Raw genomic sequence first — 17,018 nt, 5'->3', positions numbered from 1 at the left:
TAATTTTATAAAAGGACTAGATCAATTGTTGTACCATGCCGAAAAAATAAAGATATTGACAGTTTCTTGCTTTAATATTATGCCATAATGGCGCAATATTAAATTTTAACCAGACATAATGGCATAATTATTATACTTATTTGATAGTTTAGGCTTACATTTGTTTATTCTAAACTCAACTTATTATGAAATTCAGGCAGTTTTTACTGACTATTAATCTGGTGTTCCTGGGGCTTTTAAATCCGCAATTATTTGCCCAGTCCACCGGATTTGGATTCAAAGCTGGACCTACCATGGGACTGCAGAAGTGGGGTGGCGGCAATCAATTGGATCCGCTCTGGCGCTGGCATGTCTCTGCTTTTATGGATTCAGAAAGTTCGGATGGAAAAAATATTATCTATGGACAACTGGGTTATCATGTGAAAGGTGCCGCTCTCAGGTTCAGTGCCATTTACGATATTAACGGCAACCGCTTGCCCGGATCTAGCTTCGCTATGGAGTTTCATAATCTGGTTTTTGAATTGGGCATGAAACGCTTTTTAAAAATGAATCGGTGGAAACCTTTTTATGCGGTAGGACTTCGTGGGGAATATACTTTGGGAACCAAATTCGAGGTCTATCCTGAATTGAAAGAGTGGACTAAGAAATGGAATTATGGGGTAAGCCTTCGCCTGGGAACTGAATTTGCAGCTAAAAAGTTAGTACACTACGGCTTAGAGCTGAATATCGCGCCAGATCTGTCAAAACAAGTTTATGTTCCGGCCACCATTCGTCGAATTGATCCCTGGACCGGACAAGTACTTCCCGGCTACGAACAATCTACCATTAACACAACTATTGAATTGAGTTTTTATGTTCGGTTTAAACGAATCATTATTTATGAGGAGTAGGATGCCTGTTGGCTAAAGGATTTTACGAAGGCTTAAAACGTGTATAGTAAAATTTTCAAATTCCCGAATTTACAAATAGACTAACAACACAGATTCATAAGATTAAAGTATGAAACAACATCATTCCTAATCCCACAAATCCAAAAATCCTTTTAATCCTGTCAATCCTGTTATTTTTTCCAGGGCAATTCGAGTACTTTTCTGGCAGCTAGTGTTCCGCAGAAATTTCCACTGTCATAATCCATTCTGTAATGCACACCTAGCGGTAATCGGCTCAAGGCATTTTCATTGGCTAGATCGCGCAATGTGTTAAAGGATCTTGCTCTTCCCAGAAAATCAGTTCTATTGGCATGACAATTATCAGTAAATGGATAATTACCACCAACAAAAGCTTCCAAGATACCTACACCTGCGAATCCAAAAGTCGAATGACCGGAAGGATAAGCTGGAAAGGGTGGTGTAAATCCTAACCATGGAATGGTCCAGTTCGGGTCAATCTCTCTTTGAATAAAGGTTATAGGTCTTTCAACATTGTATTTATATTTATTATACCATGCAATAACACCTGCTTCATTCAAAGCCAAACCGAGGCGTGCATACATCACCGCAACGGTTTCCAGGTCCATGTTTTCATTTTCTATAATTTGATCAGCAATGGCGATCAGTCGGGTAGGAGGGCTAAAAGTCCAACCAACGCGATCGTCACTCCAAAACTCAGCCATATGTTCTAAGTCACCTGTAGGCTCCTTTCTGGCGAGATTTGTTAACACATAACACTCCCTTGCTTGCAAGTAGTAATGAGAACCAGTATCTGAACTACAAGTAATAGGTGCTACTAAAGCATCCATATCAGCTTGACTCAAAGCAAATCTCCTCACTTTTCCCCATTGCGGAAATAATCCTCTGTCGGTCACTGTAAGCGGATCTGTGGGGACCCATTCACAACCGCTTGCATTTACAGGATCAGGATAAGGATTAAGGTGGGCATTATGTCCAACCGCATCTGATATCGCAAACCTCCAAATGGCAGCAGCAACTTCTTTGCCATGAGCTTCAGAGTTAATCAGAATTGTTTCAATGGCATCTTTGCGATAACTGGCTTTAAGTTCAGCTTCTTTGGATCTGATTAAATTTAAAAATTGTCTTTGGTCCAGCGTATTTCCACTTTTATCTTTAAATGTTACATTTTCAAAAAATTTGATCATCAGATACCCGTAAGAAGCATTAATAACTGCAGGCCAGTACAAATTCTTTTGAATTTCAGGCATATCTGTAATGCCAAATCTGTATTGCAAAGATTGATATTCAGGCATGCCGCCTAAGCAGGCTTCGTAAGCACTTAATCCTAAATAAGCTAAGGCTCTTGGCGCGGGTCCGGGTCTGAAGAAGGAAGCATAGCGCTCAACTTCCATAAATACGTTGCTCCATTCGTGATAAACATCACTTTCCTGAGATTTTAACAGGGTATTACCTTCTTCTATTACGTCCGTTTTATTACAAGAGGAGAACGTCAGTAAGACAATCACAAAGCTCGATAACAGCTTGTTCATGAGATTTTTCATAAAAATCAACCTTTAGTTAAGTAAGTGTAAGTTAGTTTGGTCTTTCTAAAAACTGAGCGAAATTACACCTTAATTAAAAAAAATCCCAAAAATTAGAAATTTTTAATCTTTGAGTCTTGATATTTTATCCAGATTTACTATGTAATTCCACTAATAATTAATAGTATATACATTTAGATAAATCATGATTTAAATTTTTACTTGAAATTTGGATTCATTTATATATGACTGTAAATTAAGTGTTCGGAATGTCTTCTTTTCTGAATTTATAGAGATTTCCGGCTTCAATTTCTTTGTATTTCTGAACCTGTTCGAGTGCATCTGGCACTACATCACTGCAAATGACAATTAAGGAACCTTCCGTTGCATTTTCAATAGCATGAGCTATGGCATCTCGTTCTTTTTTAATGACCGTGAGTTTCGTTTCTTTTTCTGCCTGCTGGATGCCCACAGTGAGCATATCGATAATTTCCTTATCAGAACGACCCCGAAGATTTTTATCCTGCCTGATGATGATCTCATCAAACATTTCTGCAGCCACTTTTCCAATGCCTTCGTTGTCTTCCGGTCTGCGGTCTCCGATGCCAGCGATAATGCCCACTTTGTTCGTAGCATCAATTTTATCTACGAAATTTTTCAAAGCCTGGAGTCCGGCAGGATTATGAGCATAATCGAGCATTACTGTAAAATTTTTAAACTCAAACATGTTGAGCCTGCCCGGGGTTTGAGCAGGAGATGGAATAAAAGTTTCTAGAGCATTGCGAATGTCATCCAATTCAAATCCATAAATATATCCCGTAAGCACTGCAGGAAGGATGTTTTGGATCATGAAACTTGCACGACCGCCAAAAGTGAGCGGAACATTCACGGCATTCACAATGCGCAGCTTCCATTCTCCTTTACAAATCGTAATGTAGCCATTTTCATATAAGGCACAAATCCCATTATTCTTCATGTGTTTTTTGATCCTGGGATTGTTTTCATTCATAGAAAATAAGGCCAGTTTTCCTTTTTGTAACTCACGCATGGCATAAACGAGATCATCGTCTGCGTTTAGGATCGCATAGCCTTCAGGAAGAATCGACTCTACAACAACTGATTTTACCTTTGCCAATTGCTCCATGGTATGGATTCCTTTAAGACCTAGGTGGTCAGGGGCTACATTTGTAACGATTGCGACATTGCAATTTTTATATCCCAGTCCAGCTCTTAATATGCCCCCTCGTGCGGTCTCAAACACAGCAAAATTGACGGTTGGATCTTTGAGTACGAATTCAGCGCTTCCGGGTCCACTGCAGTCTCCTTTCATCATGAGATGGTTTTGGATATAGATACCATCTGTTGTCGTATAACCCACAGTGTAACCCATCATTTTTACCATATGCGCGATAAGCCGGGTCGTTGTGGTTTTCCCATTGGTGCCGGTGATTGCAACGATGGGTATCCTGCTGTCTTTACCCGGAGGGTAGAGCATATCTATCACGGGTGCAGCTACATTTCTGGGAAGGCCTTCTGCCGGGGCTAAATGCATGCGGAATCCGGGTCCGGCATTGACTTCAATGACGGCGCCTCCCGTTTCAGAAACAGGTTTGCTGATATCACTGGTCAGAAAATCAATACCGCAAATATCAAGTCCAACGATGCGAGAGATGCGCTCGGCCATAAAAATGGTTCCGGGATGCACAATATCTGTTACATCAATGCTGGTTCCACCGGTTGATAGGTTGGCTGTATCTTTTAGGATGAGGATTTCATCTTTTGCCAAAATACTGTCTGTTGTGTAGTTTTTGAGTTCCAGCAATTTGCGCGAAATGTCGTCGATCGTAATGTAAGTTAAAACCTTTTCATGTCCGTAACCTCTGCGTGGGTCTGCATTTGTTTTATCAATTAATTGCTGAATACTGGATGTACCGTCTCCAATAATCCTTGCAGGCAATCTTTTGGCAGCGGCCACCAATTTATGATTGATCACCAGCAAGCGATAATCTTCGCCGATAATAAATTGTTCGATAATCACAGAATTTGAAATTCGTTTGGCGAGGTTAAAGGCATCCAAAGCCTGCTCCCAATTGGTGATATTCGTGGTTACTCCCCTGCCATGATTGCCATTAATGGGCTTGATAGCAAGTGGATACTTCAGATAATCGATGGTTTCTTTCAAACCGGCTTCCGTGCGAACGATTTCTCCTTTGGGTACAGGTATTTCTGCTTGGCTGAGTAAAAATTTAGTGTCTTCTTTATCACCTGCAATATCAACTCCAATAGATGATGTTTTGCTAGTGACGGTGGCTTGTATCCTCGTTTGGTTAAATCCATAACCTAGCTGGCACAGGCTGTATTTATTTAATCGGATCCATGGAATGCCCCTTGCAACTGCTTCATCGATAATACCAGAGGTGCTGGGGCCAAGCCTTCCCGTTTCCCGCAATTCCCGCATTTCCTGAATGTCAGCTGCAAGATTATAAGGTTCATTGTCGATAATTGCTTGCGCAATTCGCACGGCAGCTTTGGCCGCATAAATGCCTACTTTTTCTTCGAGATAGTCAAAAACGACATGATAAACCCCCTCTTCACCATAAGTTCGAGTTCTTCCAAATCCAACTTCCATACCGGCAATGCTTTGGATTTCAAGAGCTATATGTTCGACTACATGGCCCATCCAGGTTCCTTCTGTGACTCTTTGAAAAAAACCACCGGGTTCACCGATAGAACACCGATGCTCATACATCCCGGGAAGTAAAGCTTTAAGCCGATCTAAAAAACCATCTATGGTGTGGGTTGGTCTTTGCTCCAACTCTTCCAGATCCAAAACAACGACAACTAATTTATGTCGTCTGACAGACCAATAGTTTGGTCCTCTCATGACATTGATTTCCCGTATGCGCATTTTTATATTTTAAGGCTTTAAGGTAATAATTTTGCTTAATTCTTTACAATCCTTATACATTTGTGGCCGATCAGAAACCGCATTACATGGAATATAAAGGAACTATAATTCCGGTTGGAGGAAATGAAGACAAGGGCACAGGACTCAATGAAATGTACACCATGGACTTTATTGAGCAAGGCATTTTGTCAAGAATTGTAAAGGAAAGTGGCGGAAAAGAAGCCCGTGTGGTGGTCATCACATCAGCTTCCTCAATACCTGTGGAGGTTGGCGACAATTACATGAAAGCATTTGCGGCACTGGGTTGTGAAAATGTTCGCCTTTTGGATATCCGGAAAAGGAGTGAAGCACAATCAAAAATCTATTATAAATATATTGAAGAGGCAGATTGTGTCATGTTTTCTGGGGGCGATCAATCCAAGATTACCAAATTCTTATTAAATACACCACTGCATCAATTACTTCAAACAAAACTAAAACAAGAGCATTTTGTGTTAGCCGGCACCAGTGCAGGAGCGATGGCCATGTCTTTTCAGATGATCTCAGGAGGAAGTGTAGCGGATTCTATGCAAAAGGGCAATGTTCGAATGTCTCAGGGTATGGGATTTCTGGAGCAAGGGATTATAGATACCCATTTCATCCAAAGGGGCAGATTCGGAAGGTTGGCTGAAGCAGTAGCCCGATTTCCGCAATTATTGGGGATTGGATTAGCGGAAGATACTGGGATCGTCATTAAAAAAGGAAATTTATGTGAAGTGATTGGATCCGGAATGGTCATCCTTTTTGATGCTCGACAACTAAGCCATAACAGGTATGAAGATTTGGAACCCGGAACTCCTATGTCATTGTCAAACCTCACTACTCATATACTCGCCCATGGCGATCGGTTTAACATTAGGGAAAGGAGTTTAAAAATCCTGCCTTTGAGCTTTATGACTTCAAATTAGACGAGATTCTTGTGAAAATTTAATTTTTCTAAGCCCAGACAAAACTACAATTTTTAATATATAAAGCCTTAACATTATGGCATTTGAATTCATTTTACATTTAATGATGGATTAAGATCTTTAAATCTTTTTTTGTTCTTAGTAGATTTTAATTTTTAATAGCTTTATGGATTGAAAATTATTTCTAATTTTGTCTCCAATCCTTTAATAATAGGAATATTATTAATCCCTGATAATTGATCTCAATGAATAAGAAATACCCCTCTTTTGGTGTTTTAATATTGTTTGTATCTGTGCTGTTTTACCAATGCAGCAGAGAAGAAGTCATTCAGGATTATTCTCTGGATGATAAACTGACCAAACTTCTTGAAACAAGCTCTTCAAATGGCGATATCCGGGATTATGTCCTGGTAGATGGATCTAATTTGGCGGAAATACCAAATCAGGATCCTAAAAATCCTTTAAATCCAAAGAAAATACATTTAGGTAAAATGTTATTTCACGAACCAGCTATAGGGGTTTTGCCCAATAAGCCGGAAGGAATGATGACTTTTACCTGTGCATCTTGCCATGTGGCTGAGAAGGGTTTTACAGCTGGAAGATTTCAGGGAATTGCCGATGGCGCTGTTGGATTTGGGCACAGTGGAGAAGCCAGGCAAAAATCACCTCTTTATAAAGGAGATGAAGTGGATGCTCAGGGTGCTCGCCCGTTACCTACCATCAATTTGGCATATGTAAGAAATGCTTTATGGGCCGGTAATTTTGGAACTTATAGTTTAAATGTAGGTACTGAATCTGTTTGGAACAATGACACTTTAACCGCTATCAATCATTTAGGACTTGAAGGACTGGAAGCGAATAATATCAGAGCTTTACAAGTTCATCGAATGACCATGAATGAGAAAATGGCCAAAGAATTAGGCTATAAAGAACATTTTGACCAAGCTTTTCCGGATATACCTGAGCACGAACGATATAGTTTAAAAACAACTGCCTTTGCTATAGCCGCTTACTTCAGAACGATTACCACAACTGAAGCTCCTTTCCAGCATTGGTTAAAAGGTGATAAAACAGCAATGACGGATGCCCAAAAAAGAGGGGCCACGCATTTCTTCGGTAAAGCAGGCTGTGTGCGTTGCCATAGCAGTCCTTCCTTAAACAGTTTCAACTTCTTTGCTTTAGGTGTTTATGATCTTTATCAAAGTCCGCACGGGGAATCGTTTCGGACCGGTCCGCAAGATAAACGCGTAAAAGGACGTGGCGGGTTTACTGAAAATCCAGAAGACTTATACAAATTCAAAGTTCCACAATTATACAATCTCAAGGATGTTGGGTTTTATTTCCATGGAGCTAGTAAAAAATCACTTCGCGAAGTAGTTGAATACTTTAATGCAGCCGTTCCTGAGAATCCATTAGTTCCCAAATCGCAGATAAGCGGATTTTTTACACCACTGAAACTCAGTGAAAAAGAAATTGATGAACTTACAGACTTTCTTGAAAACGGTTTGTACGATCCAAATCTCACGAGATTTTTACCAGATCACAATCTTTCATTTTTGTGCTTTCCGAACAACGATGAACAATCGCGGATAGACGAAGGATGTAATTAGGAGGGCCTCAGCTTAAAGTTAAAAGGCTGAAGAGGGGGAAAAATTTGGCAGCTGATAGTTTTATTTTATTTCCAATTCTATTTTGACTTGAATCTTATTAAATCTTTTGCGGGAAATCTCACGATTTGTGGCTGATGCTTCCATATGGGTTTGATGGTTTTCGGTTTTTTCTGAAAATTCTGTAGTGAGTTTACCCAATTGATGTTTTACATCTGATGATGTTGTTGCGTACCTACGGCACGCGAAGAAGTTTTCTTCTATCTTTTTTACCAATATTTTGTCCCTACGGGACATGAATAAATGTCAAGAGTAAATAGTCAATAGTCATCCCGACATGAAGAAGCAAACTAATGATGATAACTTAATGATGTCGGGAGCCCAAATCAAGATGCTCTTGACAATAAAAGTTCTGTATTATGCTTGAAATCCGATAAACTAACTATCGTTAGTTTATCGGATTTCAAGCAGTCAAGCAGTCAAGCAGTCAAGCAGTCAAGCAGTCAAGCAGTCAAGCAGTCAAGCAGTCAAGCAGTCAAGCAGTCAAGCAGTCAAGCAGTCAAGCAGTCAAGCAGTCAAGCAGTCAAGCAGTCAAGCAGTCAAGCAGTCAAGCCTCGCATATCCCGGTAGGTCATTTTTTAAGCGCGAAATAAAACGCGATTTCACAAACCGATGCCGGCTTCAGCCGGATTCATAGATTAATTCCTTCATAATTTTAATGTGAAAACGGAACTCAAAAAGCACATAAAATGAACCCGAAACCATCATTAGGAATGGGTTTTAACCCATTCCCGACAAGCAGTCAAGTCTCACATATCCCGGTAAGTCATTTTTTAAGCGCGAAATAAAACACGATTTCACAAGCAGATGCCGGCTTCAGCCGGATTTATAGATTAAATCCTTCATAATTTTAATGGAAAACGGAACTCAAAAAGCACATAAAATGAACCCGAGACCATCATTAGGAATGGGTTTTAACCCATTCCCGACAAGCAGTCAAGCCTCGCATATCCCGATAAGTCATTTTTTAATCGCGGAATAAAACGCGATTTCACAAACCGATGCCGGCTTCAGCTGGATTCATAGATTATATCCTTCATAATTTTAATGTGAAAACGGAACTCAAAAAGCCCCTAAAATGAACCAAACTCATGTGGGTTTTAACCCATTCCAGCAACAGTCAAGTCTCGCATTCCCGGTAGGTCATTTTTGCCAAATAAACCGATTTCACAAACCGATGCCGGCTTCAGCCGGATTTATAGATTAAATCCTTCATAATTTTAATGTGAAAACGGAACTCAAAAAGCACATAAAATGAACCCGAAACCATCATTAGGAATGGGTTTTAACCCATTCCCGACAAGCAGTCAAGCCTCGCATATCCCGGTAGGTCATTTTTTAAGCGCGAAATAAAACGCGATTTCACAAACCGATGCCGGCTTCAGCCGGATTCATAGATTAATTCCTTCATAATTTTAATGTGAAAACGGAACTCAAAAAGCACATAAAATGAACCCGAAACCATCATTAGGAATGGGTTTTAACCCATTCCCGACAAGCAGTCAAGTCTCACATATCCCGGTAAGTCATTTTTTAAGCGCGAAATAAAACACGATTTCACAAGCAGATGCCGGCTTCAGCCGGATAAATAGATGAAATCCTTAATAGCTTTAATGTGAAAACGGAACTCAAAAAGCACATAAAATGAACCCGAGACCATCATTAGGAATGGGTTTTAACCCATTCCAGTCAAGCAGTCAAGCTTTTTCCTCCAAATATCTAGTGCGACGGCTACCGCAATTATCACTTGAGGAATGGCAAGATAAAACATGCGGCCCAGATCTGCTGACAGAAGAGCTTGTAATAGTACGAAGGGCAGATAAGCAATAAAGATCGCCCGGCCGTGTTGCAAAATTTTACTTGTAAATTCTTTGGTGTGAAACAGTAATGCGCTGAGTGGAAACACGAACCAGAGTCCGATGGCGGAGAACAATTCATAGAGTCCATGAAAACTGAACAATCGTTTGAAGGCAAGTGGAATGGTTTGAAATGAATCCAAATCTTTTAACAAACTTGATGACCAGTGATGAGCTGAATAATGGTCCATCAAAAAGCGAAAACTAAATACCAAACATCCTGAAAGCAATAAAGACCAAGCTAATTTCAAGCGACTTGGATATCCATAAAAAATCAGAAGTGGGATCATAAAAATATAAGCTTCTTTGGCCCAGGGCCCAATCAGGATACTACAAAGTATTAAAGGCCACTTTTTGGAGAGCATACCATAAATACCCAATACTATTGACAGCAAATACAAACTATCTACCAAAGGAAGTCCAGAAGTTTCGAGGGTCCATCGATTGCTAAGGAAAGCTAGTAGAGCTATTCCGCAAACCATTTTATTATCAAGATAGATTTTGCTGATCTTGTAAATGAACACGGCTGAAAGGCTCATAAAACCTGTGTTGATCAAGAGAAAACTCATGCATAAACTAAAATCACCCTGAAAAGTCCAGGGCGCCATGATTTCAAACAGCGGATGAAATAGCGTATTGATAAGACCGGCTATTATTGGAATGATGATTCGGTATTTGCGGATTTCACTTTGGTCAAAATCCCACTGCGCCATTGCTAAATAGGTCTGGATATCGGGACTCTGATGTAATGGAAAGTAAAGCATTATGTGAAATCCCAATCCGAACAGTAAAAAAAAGCTAAACACAGCAACTGCTAAGGTTTCATGGTGTTTTATCAGACAGGACAGGAGCTTCTTGTTTCGCATCTGTACAAAAGTAAGAAACGGCTATCTTTGTCCCTTAGATTTTTAAAGATGGGAATACTCGATAAAATATATACAGCGGAGCGTGCAGATGAAAATGCAGTATCAGACAATCCGGTATTCATGCGGCAACTGTTTGCATATACGCAAGCTGCAGAAGAAGTTAGCGGATGCATTCTGGAAATTGGATGTGGCGAAGGTTATGGAATAAAATGGCTGTCTCCCAAAGCAAGTCGTTATGTGGCAATAGACAAACACATTCCTCTCAATCAACAGAATTTTGCGCATGTCGAGTTTATCAATATGGAAGTGCCATGGCTTACTGAAATGGAAAACGATCAGTTTGATGTGGTGATTTGTTTTCAGCTGATCGAACATATCCAGGATGACCAAACGCTTTTGAAAGAAATATATCGCGTGTTAAAACCAGGCGGTAAATTGTTGCTAACAACGCCGAATCAATCCATGACTTTGAGTAGAAATCCCTATCACATCCGGGAATACAATACAAATCAGTTTCGCGAATTATTGAGCAGGTATTTTGATTCCGAAAAAATATTTTTTGGAGGCGTTTTCGGTGATGCAACTGTCATGGAATATCATGAACGCAATAGAAAATCTGTCGAGCGATTCCGGAAATTCGACATTCTCGGACTCGAAAAACATCTTCCGGCTTCGTGGTTTAAAATTCCATACGATATCCTCAACAGAATGAATCGGAATGTTCTGAAAAATAACAACGATGCCCTGGTGAGTGGCATTAGCACCGCTAATTTTTTTATCAAAGAAATGGATGGGGGCCAATTGGATTATTACTGCAGAGCGGTGAAGTGAGGAAGTTTGAGGAAAGTTGGCAGTTTTTAGTTCGCAGGATTCGATTTGTTTGGTGGAATCGTTTTCAGATGTTAGAATGAGGAAAGTTTACAATTAACAGTCTTTGTTTGAATTGGACTTTTGCATTCAGTTTTGAAGTATTGAAATTCATTCGTTTGAAAAATGGATCAGAACTTTGATTCATCATCTGTTTGGAAAACGGAGTTTTCCTATCGCCCCAGCGTATCCCGCTTTGAAAATTTATTTTGAATCATTAAAGATACTTAAAGCGGGAAGAGACTACGCAGAGCTGAATAAAATTTTATTAATTATCGGATATTTTTAATACTAACAAATGTTAGTTTGTTATTTTCCATAATCCATAATCCATAATCCATAATCCATAATCCATATCCTTTCAATTCTATCAAAAATGCACCCAACCCTGTGCTTTCATTTTGTGGAGATTGCCGCTGTTGGTTTTGAGTTGAATGCCGAAGTCTTTTTCTTTGCATTCGCCGATGTAATAAAATCCGGGGAGGTATTGAATTTTTTTGGCTTCAATGGGATCGACGGCTATCAAGAGTTCGTAGTCTTCGCCTCCATTGAGAGCGCAGGTGTATGGGTCCATATTGAATTTCAGCGCCATCAATTTTGATTCTTCGCTGATGGGTATCAAATTTTCCTGAATTTCAGCACCGATTTTACTTTGTTCGCAGAGGTGCATCAAGTCAGATGAAAGTCCGTCGGAGAGGTCGATCATGGCATGAGGAACCACTTCTGCTTTTTCTAACCATAAAACGACATCTTTGCGGGCTTCCGGTTTTATAAATTTGCCGATGAGTTGTTTTTGATCTTCGAGTTCCGGTTGCATGCTCTGATCTTCGAGGAAAATTTGTTTTTCGCGTTCGAGTAGTTGCAAACCTAAATAAGCAGCACCGAGTTCACCACTTACAAAGAGATAGTCGCCTGGTTTGGCACCGGACCTATAGGCTATTTTCTCAGGACTTTGTTTGCCTATCGCTGTGATAGAGATCACAAGACCTCGCAAGGAAGAGCAAGTATCACCGCCGACTAGATCTACATCGTATTCTTTACAAGCATGCCGGATTCCTTCGTATAACAATTCTAGGGCTTCTACAGAAAACCGATTGGAGGCTGCAATTGATACTGTAATTTGTTCGGGCATGGCATTCATAGCATAGATATCCGACAAATTGCTGATGACTGCTTTGTATCCCAAATGTTTGAGCGGAAAATAGGCCAGATCAAAATGAATGCCTTCCAGCATCATATCTGTGGAAACAACTGTAGCAGCATTTTCGTATTGGATGACAGCAGCATCGTCGCCGATACCCTTAAGTGTTGAGTTTTTCAGGATCGGAAAATTTTCCGAAAGTCTTTTTATTAAAGCAAATTCACCCAATTCGGAAATTTCGGTGCGGATGGGTTGATCTTGTTGGTCACTCATGCAAATTCAATTTATTTTTCACAACGGGCCAGATTTGATTTTCAGGCAGCGGAGCTTCAAAACGCAATAACTGATGTGTGGAAGGATGTAAAAAAGAATATTTCCAGGCATGTAAACAAATCGAACGATCGGCACTTCCTCTCCGCGCTCCATATTTTACATCAGATTTTACGGGTACTCCGAGATGCGCCAATTGAGCTCGAATTTGGTGAAAGCGGCCGGTTTTAATAGAGATGTGTAAGACTAAATACTTATCGAGTTCATCGATGACTTTGTATTCCAGATCACAGGCAAGATCAGAACTGTCTTGTGTGACGTGGGTTTTGTGTTGTTGATCAGACTTTCGGATGAAATTATGTAGTTTTCCTTCTTTGGGGATCTCGGCTTTTTCTACAATTGCGAGATATTCCTTGATCAGATCAGTACCGCTGAACTGCTTTTGCAATTCAACATGGCTCTTTTTGTTTTTTGAAAAAATGACGAGACCCGAAACCGGCCTATCAATTCTATTGATCATATGCAAATCAACTTTGCAATAGGATTTCAGGCATTGAAGCAATGACAAGTCTCCCGTTTTATCATTTTGCACGGGCATACCTGCAGGCTTATTTGCAATGACCAGATAATGGTCCTGAAAAAGCAGATAATCTTTTATTGAAGTTGTCAGCGAAATGATCAGTTAATTTCTTCGTAGTCGCTATAATTCCCCTTGTTATTTTTTGGTTTTTTGGGATCAATAATGATGATTTTGTCTTTCAAGAAAAGAGCATAAATTGCATAAATGGCCAAACCGAAAATAATCAGGCGAATCATAAATTCAAACTTAATTTGGAAATCAAAGATACATCATAATCATACGCAAATGAAGGTAATTGCGTTTAGTATGTATTGATTGCAGTACGCGGTCCAGGTATTGCGGGAAGTTTGTACTTTTACATGCATAATTAAATTATATTAATTTTTTATCATTTATAATATACTGATTATTAATATTATATGAAATTTAGTAAAACTAATCTCGTAGGCTGGGTCGTATTTTTGGCCGTTTTTATCATCTATTTTTTCTCTGTCGAGCGAACCGGAAGTCTTTGGGATTGCGGTGAATTTGTAGCCGGAGCCTATAAATTACAGGTTGTTCACCCTCCAGGCGCGCCTCTGTTTTTGATCATTGGGAGGATGTTTACCTGGGTTGCTGAGATACTTTCTGACAATCCGGCCTACATTGCTTTTGCCGTCAATATCATGTCTTCTTTGTGTTCAGCCTTTGCAGCGATGTTTATTAGCTGGACCACTTTGATTGTTGCAAAACTTTCGAGTATCGGTCGCAATGATCAGCACGATGAGAATGAAAGCTGGCCTATTTTAGGTGCCGGGCTCATTGCAGGTTTGGCAAGTGGTTATATTTCTTCAACCTGGTTTTCTGCTATTGAAGGTGAAGTGTATTCGATGTCGACCATGTTTACGGCTATGACCATATGGGCAGGATTTAAATGGTATTATCTCGAAGATTCACCCAAGAACGATAAGTGGCTGATTTTTGCCGTTTTCGCAACGGGATTGTCTACGGGTGTTCACTTACTAAGTTTGCTATCCTTCCCGACGATCGCCATGTTGTATTATTTTAAAAATACAAAACACATAGTTTTTTAGGAATGATTTTGGCCGGACTCGCCGGAGTCGTCGGTATTTTCCTTTTTCAAAGTATCATCATTACAGGTATACCTGAAATGTGGATGTTTTTTGAATTGATCATGGTCAATTCCTTCGGCCTTCCTTTTCACTCAGGATTGTTTCCAACATTGATCGTCGTCGTAGCGATAGCTTATTATGGTTTGCGTTATTTCAAAAACAAAGGAAATGATTTATTGCATAAGGTGGTTTTTACCATGTTGTTATTGGTCATTTCGTATTCCACCGTTGGTGTGGTATTGATTCGTGCGAATGCCAAGCCACCTATCAATATGAATGATCCGCACGATGTGGTGCGTTTGATCCCATATTTGAATCGCGAACAATATGGCGATCGAAGTTTGTTAAAAGGTCCTCATTTTGAAGCGCGTCCAGTCGATACGAAATCAGAAGATCGCTGGGGCCGCGTAGGAGATGAATACAAAGTGGTCGATCAAAAATTCGACTATATTTTCAAAGACAAAGATAAAATTCTATTTCCCCGCATCAGCCACCAGGATCAAGGCAGACCGCAGTTATACAGAATGTGGATGAAACATTTAGATGAAGACAAGGCTAAAGTACCCAGCATGTCTTTCAATTTAAAATTCATGTGGAATTATCAATTCGGTTGGATGTACTGGCGTTATTTTATGTGGAATTTTGCCGGAAGACAAAATGGCGAACAGGGATTTTATCCCTGGGTTAATAAAGATGGGCATTGGTATTCTGGTGTTAAAGCTGTTGATGGTTCCCGCTTATATAATCAGGACAAATTGCCCCGTGTCATCAAAGAAGATGAATCCAGGAATTCATATTATTTTATCCCATTGCTTTTTGGTTTATTGGGAGTAGTATACCATTATCGCAAAAACAGAAATGATTTTCTGGCATTATTGGGATTTTTTATTCTTACAGGTTTAGCACTTTGTGTATTTAATAATTCTCCGCCCAATGAGCCGCGTGAAAGAGATTATGTGTTGGAGGGTTCGTTCCTTACCTTTTGCATTTGGATAGGGATGGGGGTTCTTGGACTTTCCAAATTACTTCAAAGCCGACTCAAATTTTCAACTTCATTGAGTGGTATTTCTGCAACTGCACTGGGACTTGCTGTTCCACTTATTTTGGTCATTGAAAACTTTGATGATCACAGCAGAATGCGCAGCACAGGTGCCAGAGATTACGCAGCAAATATTTTGGAATCTTGCAGACCGAATTCGATACTCTTTACCTATGGCGACAACGATACTTATCCTGTATGGTATGCTCAGGAAGTTGAAGGCATCCGAACAGATGTTCGCGTGATCAATTTGAGTTTGATTGCCGTAGATTGGTATATTGAAAATCAAAGAAGGAAATTCAATGAATCAGCCTTGGTAAAAATGTCGATCCCACAAGATAAATTGAGGGGAAGTTTGCGCAACCAGGTATTTTACTACAATCCTGCAAATCCGGATGGTAAAAACACAGATGCACCTATGTCTGCTTCAAGTTTTCTGAAATTTATTGCAGAAGACCATCCTATTGAAAGTGGTACCGGCAGAGTATTTGAAACTTATATGCCAACCAATAATGTGTATATTGAAATAAATCGCGAACGTGCCATTCAAGCCGGCTTATGTAGTCCGGAAGACAGCACTTTTGTCGACAAGATTCCGGTGGGTGTTGGCGGACCTTATATTACCAAAGATGATATAGCGATTCTCGATATCATCCTGTCAAATATCTATGAACGACCTGTGTATTTCAGTGTAACCTGCAGTCAGGAGAAATTACTGGGATTACAGGATTATATGGAGCTTGAAGGTATGGCCTTGCGCATTGTCCCATTAAAATCTCAAAGCGATCCGAGTTTATACATTTATGGTTCGGGTAAAATAAATGCCGACAAGAGCTATGAGGTTATCATGGATAAATTTAGATGGGGCAATTTCGACAAAGTGGATTTATTTGTAGATCACAGTTTTGCACCAAGTGTACAAGCCAAACGCATGATCATGATGCGTACCGCTTTGGCTTTATTAGATAGTGGAGATAAAGAGCGCGCAGCAAAAATGGCGAATAAGTTTTTCGAATCTTTTCCGAACATGAACTTTCAGTATGATGTTCGCATCATGCCGTTTATTCAAGTACTCATCGATGCAGGGGATATGGAGTCAGCCAAAAAGAATCTTAGAATATTGGCTACCGAAACTTTGGATATGCTGGAATTTTACGACAGCTTGAAACCCGATGAACTGGAAAGTGGTTTTAGTCAGGAAAGAGGTTTGTCTATGTCGGCAGTAAGGGAAATTATTGAGCGCAGTAAACAAATTAATGATCCTCAGTTTCAAACGGAGATGGAAACTTTTCTCAATAAATACCACAACGCGACACCTACGCTTCAAAAATAGT

The 17,018-nt window shown here is 39.9% G+C and carries 11 protein-coding genes; 6 read left to right on the top strand and 5 right to left on the bottom strand.

Annotated elements, in window-relative coordinates; all coding sequences use genetic code 11:
* Window positions 1-185: 185 nt before the first annotated feature.
* Window positions 186-890 (top strand): hypothetical protein, encoded by a 705-nt coding sequence (locus IPM92_09285; protein MBK9108540.1) that lies wholly within the window; start codon window positions 186-188, stop codon window positions 888-890.
* 170 nt (window positions 891-1,060) lie between these two features.
* On the opposite strand, the gene IPM92_09280 is transcribed toward IPM92_09285, so the two are convergent.
* Window positions 1,061-2,452 carry a vanadium-dependent haloperoxidase gene (locus tag IPM92_09280; GenBank protein ID MBK9108539.1) on the bottom strand — a complete coding sequence of 464 codons (1,392 nt, stop codon included), beginning with the start codon at window positions 2,450-2,452 and terminating at the stop codon, window positions 1,061-1,063.
* Between the two features lie 235 nt (window positions 2,453-2,687).
* Window positions 2,688-5,339 carry a cyanophycin synthetase gene (gene cphA, locus IPM92_09275; protein ID MBK9108538.1) on the bottom strand — a complete coding sequence of 884 codons (2,652 nt, stop codon included), beginning with the start codon at window positions 5,337-5,339 and terminating at the stop codon, window positions 2,688-2,690.
* A gap of 86 nt (window positions 5,340-5,425) precedes the next feature.
* On the opposite strand from cphA, the gene IPM92_09270 reads away from it, so the two are divergent.
* Both IPM92_09270 and IPM92_09265 read left to right on the top strand, forming a co-directional pair.
* Entirely contained in the window at window positions 5,426-6,286 is an 861-nt protein-coding gene (locus IPM92_09270) for a cyanophycinase (protein MBK9108537.1), read from the top strand.
* A gap of 245 nt (window positions 6,287-6,531) precedes the next feature.
* The gene (locus IPM92_09265) at window positions 6,532-7,896 is read left to right on the top strand and encodes a hypothetical protein (GenBank protein MBK9108536.1); all 1,365 of its coding nucleotides are present in this window, start codon (window positions 6,532-6,534) and stop codon (window positions 7,894-7,896) included.
* Window positions 7,897-9,628: 1,732 nt separating this feature from the next.
* Here the strand turns inward: IPM92_09265 and IPM92_09260 are convergent.
* On the bottom strand, window positions 9,629-10,675 hold the full coding sequence (locus IPM92_09260) for a hypothetical protein (GenBank protein ID MBK9108535.1): 1,047 nt from the start codon (window positions 10,673-10,675) through the stop codon (window positions 9,629-9,631).
* A gap of 48 nt (window positions 10,676-10,723) precedes the next feature.
* Between IPM92_09260 and IPM92_09255 the strand changes: the two genes are divergently transcribed.
* Window positions 10,724-11,506 carry a methyltransferase domain-containing protein gene (locus IPM92_09255; GenBank protein ID MBK9108534.1) on the top strand — a complete coding sequence of 261 codons (783 nt, stop codon included), beginning with the start codon at window positions 10,724-10,726 and terminating at the stop codon, window positions 11,504-11,506.
* Between the two features lie 406 nt (window positions 11,507-11,912).
* On the opposite strand, the gene thiL is transcribed toward IPM92_09255, so the two are convergent.
* Together thiL and IPM92_09245 are read right to left on the bottom strand one after the other, a co-directional pair.
* Entirely contained in the window at window positions 11,913-12,956 is a 1,044-nt protein-coding gene (thiL, locus tag IPM92_09250; protein ID MBK9108533.1) for a thiamine-phosphate kinase, read from the bottom strand.
* A complete protein-coding gene (locus tag IPM92_09245) occupies window positions 12,949-13,551 on the bottom strand; it encodes an RNA pseudouridine synthase (protein MBK9108532.1) in 603 nt (200 codons plus the stop codon). The genes thiL and IPM92_09245 overlap by 8 nt, the downstream gene beginning before the upstream one ends.
* Window positions 13,552-13,952: 401 nt before the next feature.
* On the opposite strand from IPM92_09245, the gene IPM92_09240 reads away from it, so the two are divergent.
* Both IPM92_09240 and IPM92_09235 read left to right on the top strand, forming a co-directional pair.
* Window positions 13,953-14,606, top strand: coding sequence for a DUF2723 domain-containing protein (locus tag IPM92_09240; GenBank protein MBK9108531.1), 654 nt, complete (start codon window positions 13,953-13,955; stop codon window positions 14,604-14,606).
* Between the two features lie 2 nt (window positions 14,607-14,608).
* Entirely contained in the window at window positions 14,609-17,017 is a 2,409-nt protein-coding gene (locus IPM92_09235; protein MBK9108530.1) for a DUF2723 domain-containing protein, read from the top strand.
* Window position 17,018: the final 1 nt, after the last annotated feature.

The sequence above is a fragment of the Saprospiraceae bacterium genome (assembly GCA_016719615.1).
In the GTDB taxonomy this organism is placed as follows: Bacteria; Bacteroidota; Bacteroidia; order Chitinophagales; family Saprospiraceae; genus Vicinibacter.
This window is presented reverse-complemented; position numbering and strand designations above follow the sequence as displayed.

Excerpts from the sequence above, each read along its gene's own strand:
- IPM92_09285 (MBK9108540.1), top strand. The coding sequence starts at position 186 with ATGAAATTCAGGCAGTTTTTACTGACTATTAATCTGGTGTTCCTGGGG.
- IPM92_09280 (MBK9108539.1), bottom strand. The coding sequence starts at position 2,452 with ATGAAAAATCTCATGAACAAGCTGTTATCGAGCTTTGTGATTGTCTTA.
- cphA (MBK9108538.1), bottom strand. The coding sequence starts at position 5,339 with ATGCGCATACGGGAAATCAATGTCATGAGAGGACCAAACTATTGGTCT.
- IPM92_09270 (MBK9108537.1), top strand. The coding sequence starts at position 5,426 with ATGGAATATAAAGGAACTATAATTCCGGTTGGAGGAAATGAAGACAAG.
- IPM92_09265 (MBK9108536.1), top strand. The coding sequence starts at position 6,532 with ATGAATAAGAAATACCCCTCTTTTGGTGTTTTAATATTGTTTGTATCT.
- IPM92_09260 (MBK9108535.1), bottom strand. The coding sequence starts at position 10,675 with ATGCGAAACAAGAAGCTCCTGTCCTGTCTGATAAAACACCATGAAACC.
- IPM92_09255 (MBK9108534.1), top strand. The coding sequence starts at position 10,724 with ATGGGAATACTCGATAAAATATATACAGCGGAGCGTGCAGATGAAAAT.
- thiL (MBK9108533.1), bottom strand. The coding sequence starts at position 12,956 with ATGAGTGACCAACAAGATCAACCCATCCGCACCGAAATTTCCGAATTG.
- IPM92_09245 (MBK9108532.1), bottom strand. The coding sequence starts at position 13,551 with ATGCCCGTGCAAAATGATAAAACGGGAGACTTGTCATTGCTTCAATGC.
- IPM92_09240 (MBK9108531.1), top strand. The coding sequence starts at position 13,953 with ATGAAATTTAGTAAAACTAATCTCGTAGGCTGGGTCGTATTTTTGGCC.
- IPM92_09235 (MBK9108530.1), top strand. The coding sequence starts at position 14,609 with ATGATTTTGGCCGGACTCGCCGGAGTCGTCGGTATTTTCCTTTTTCAA.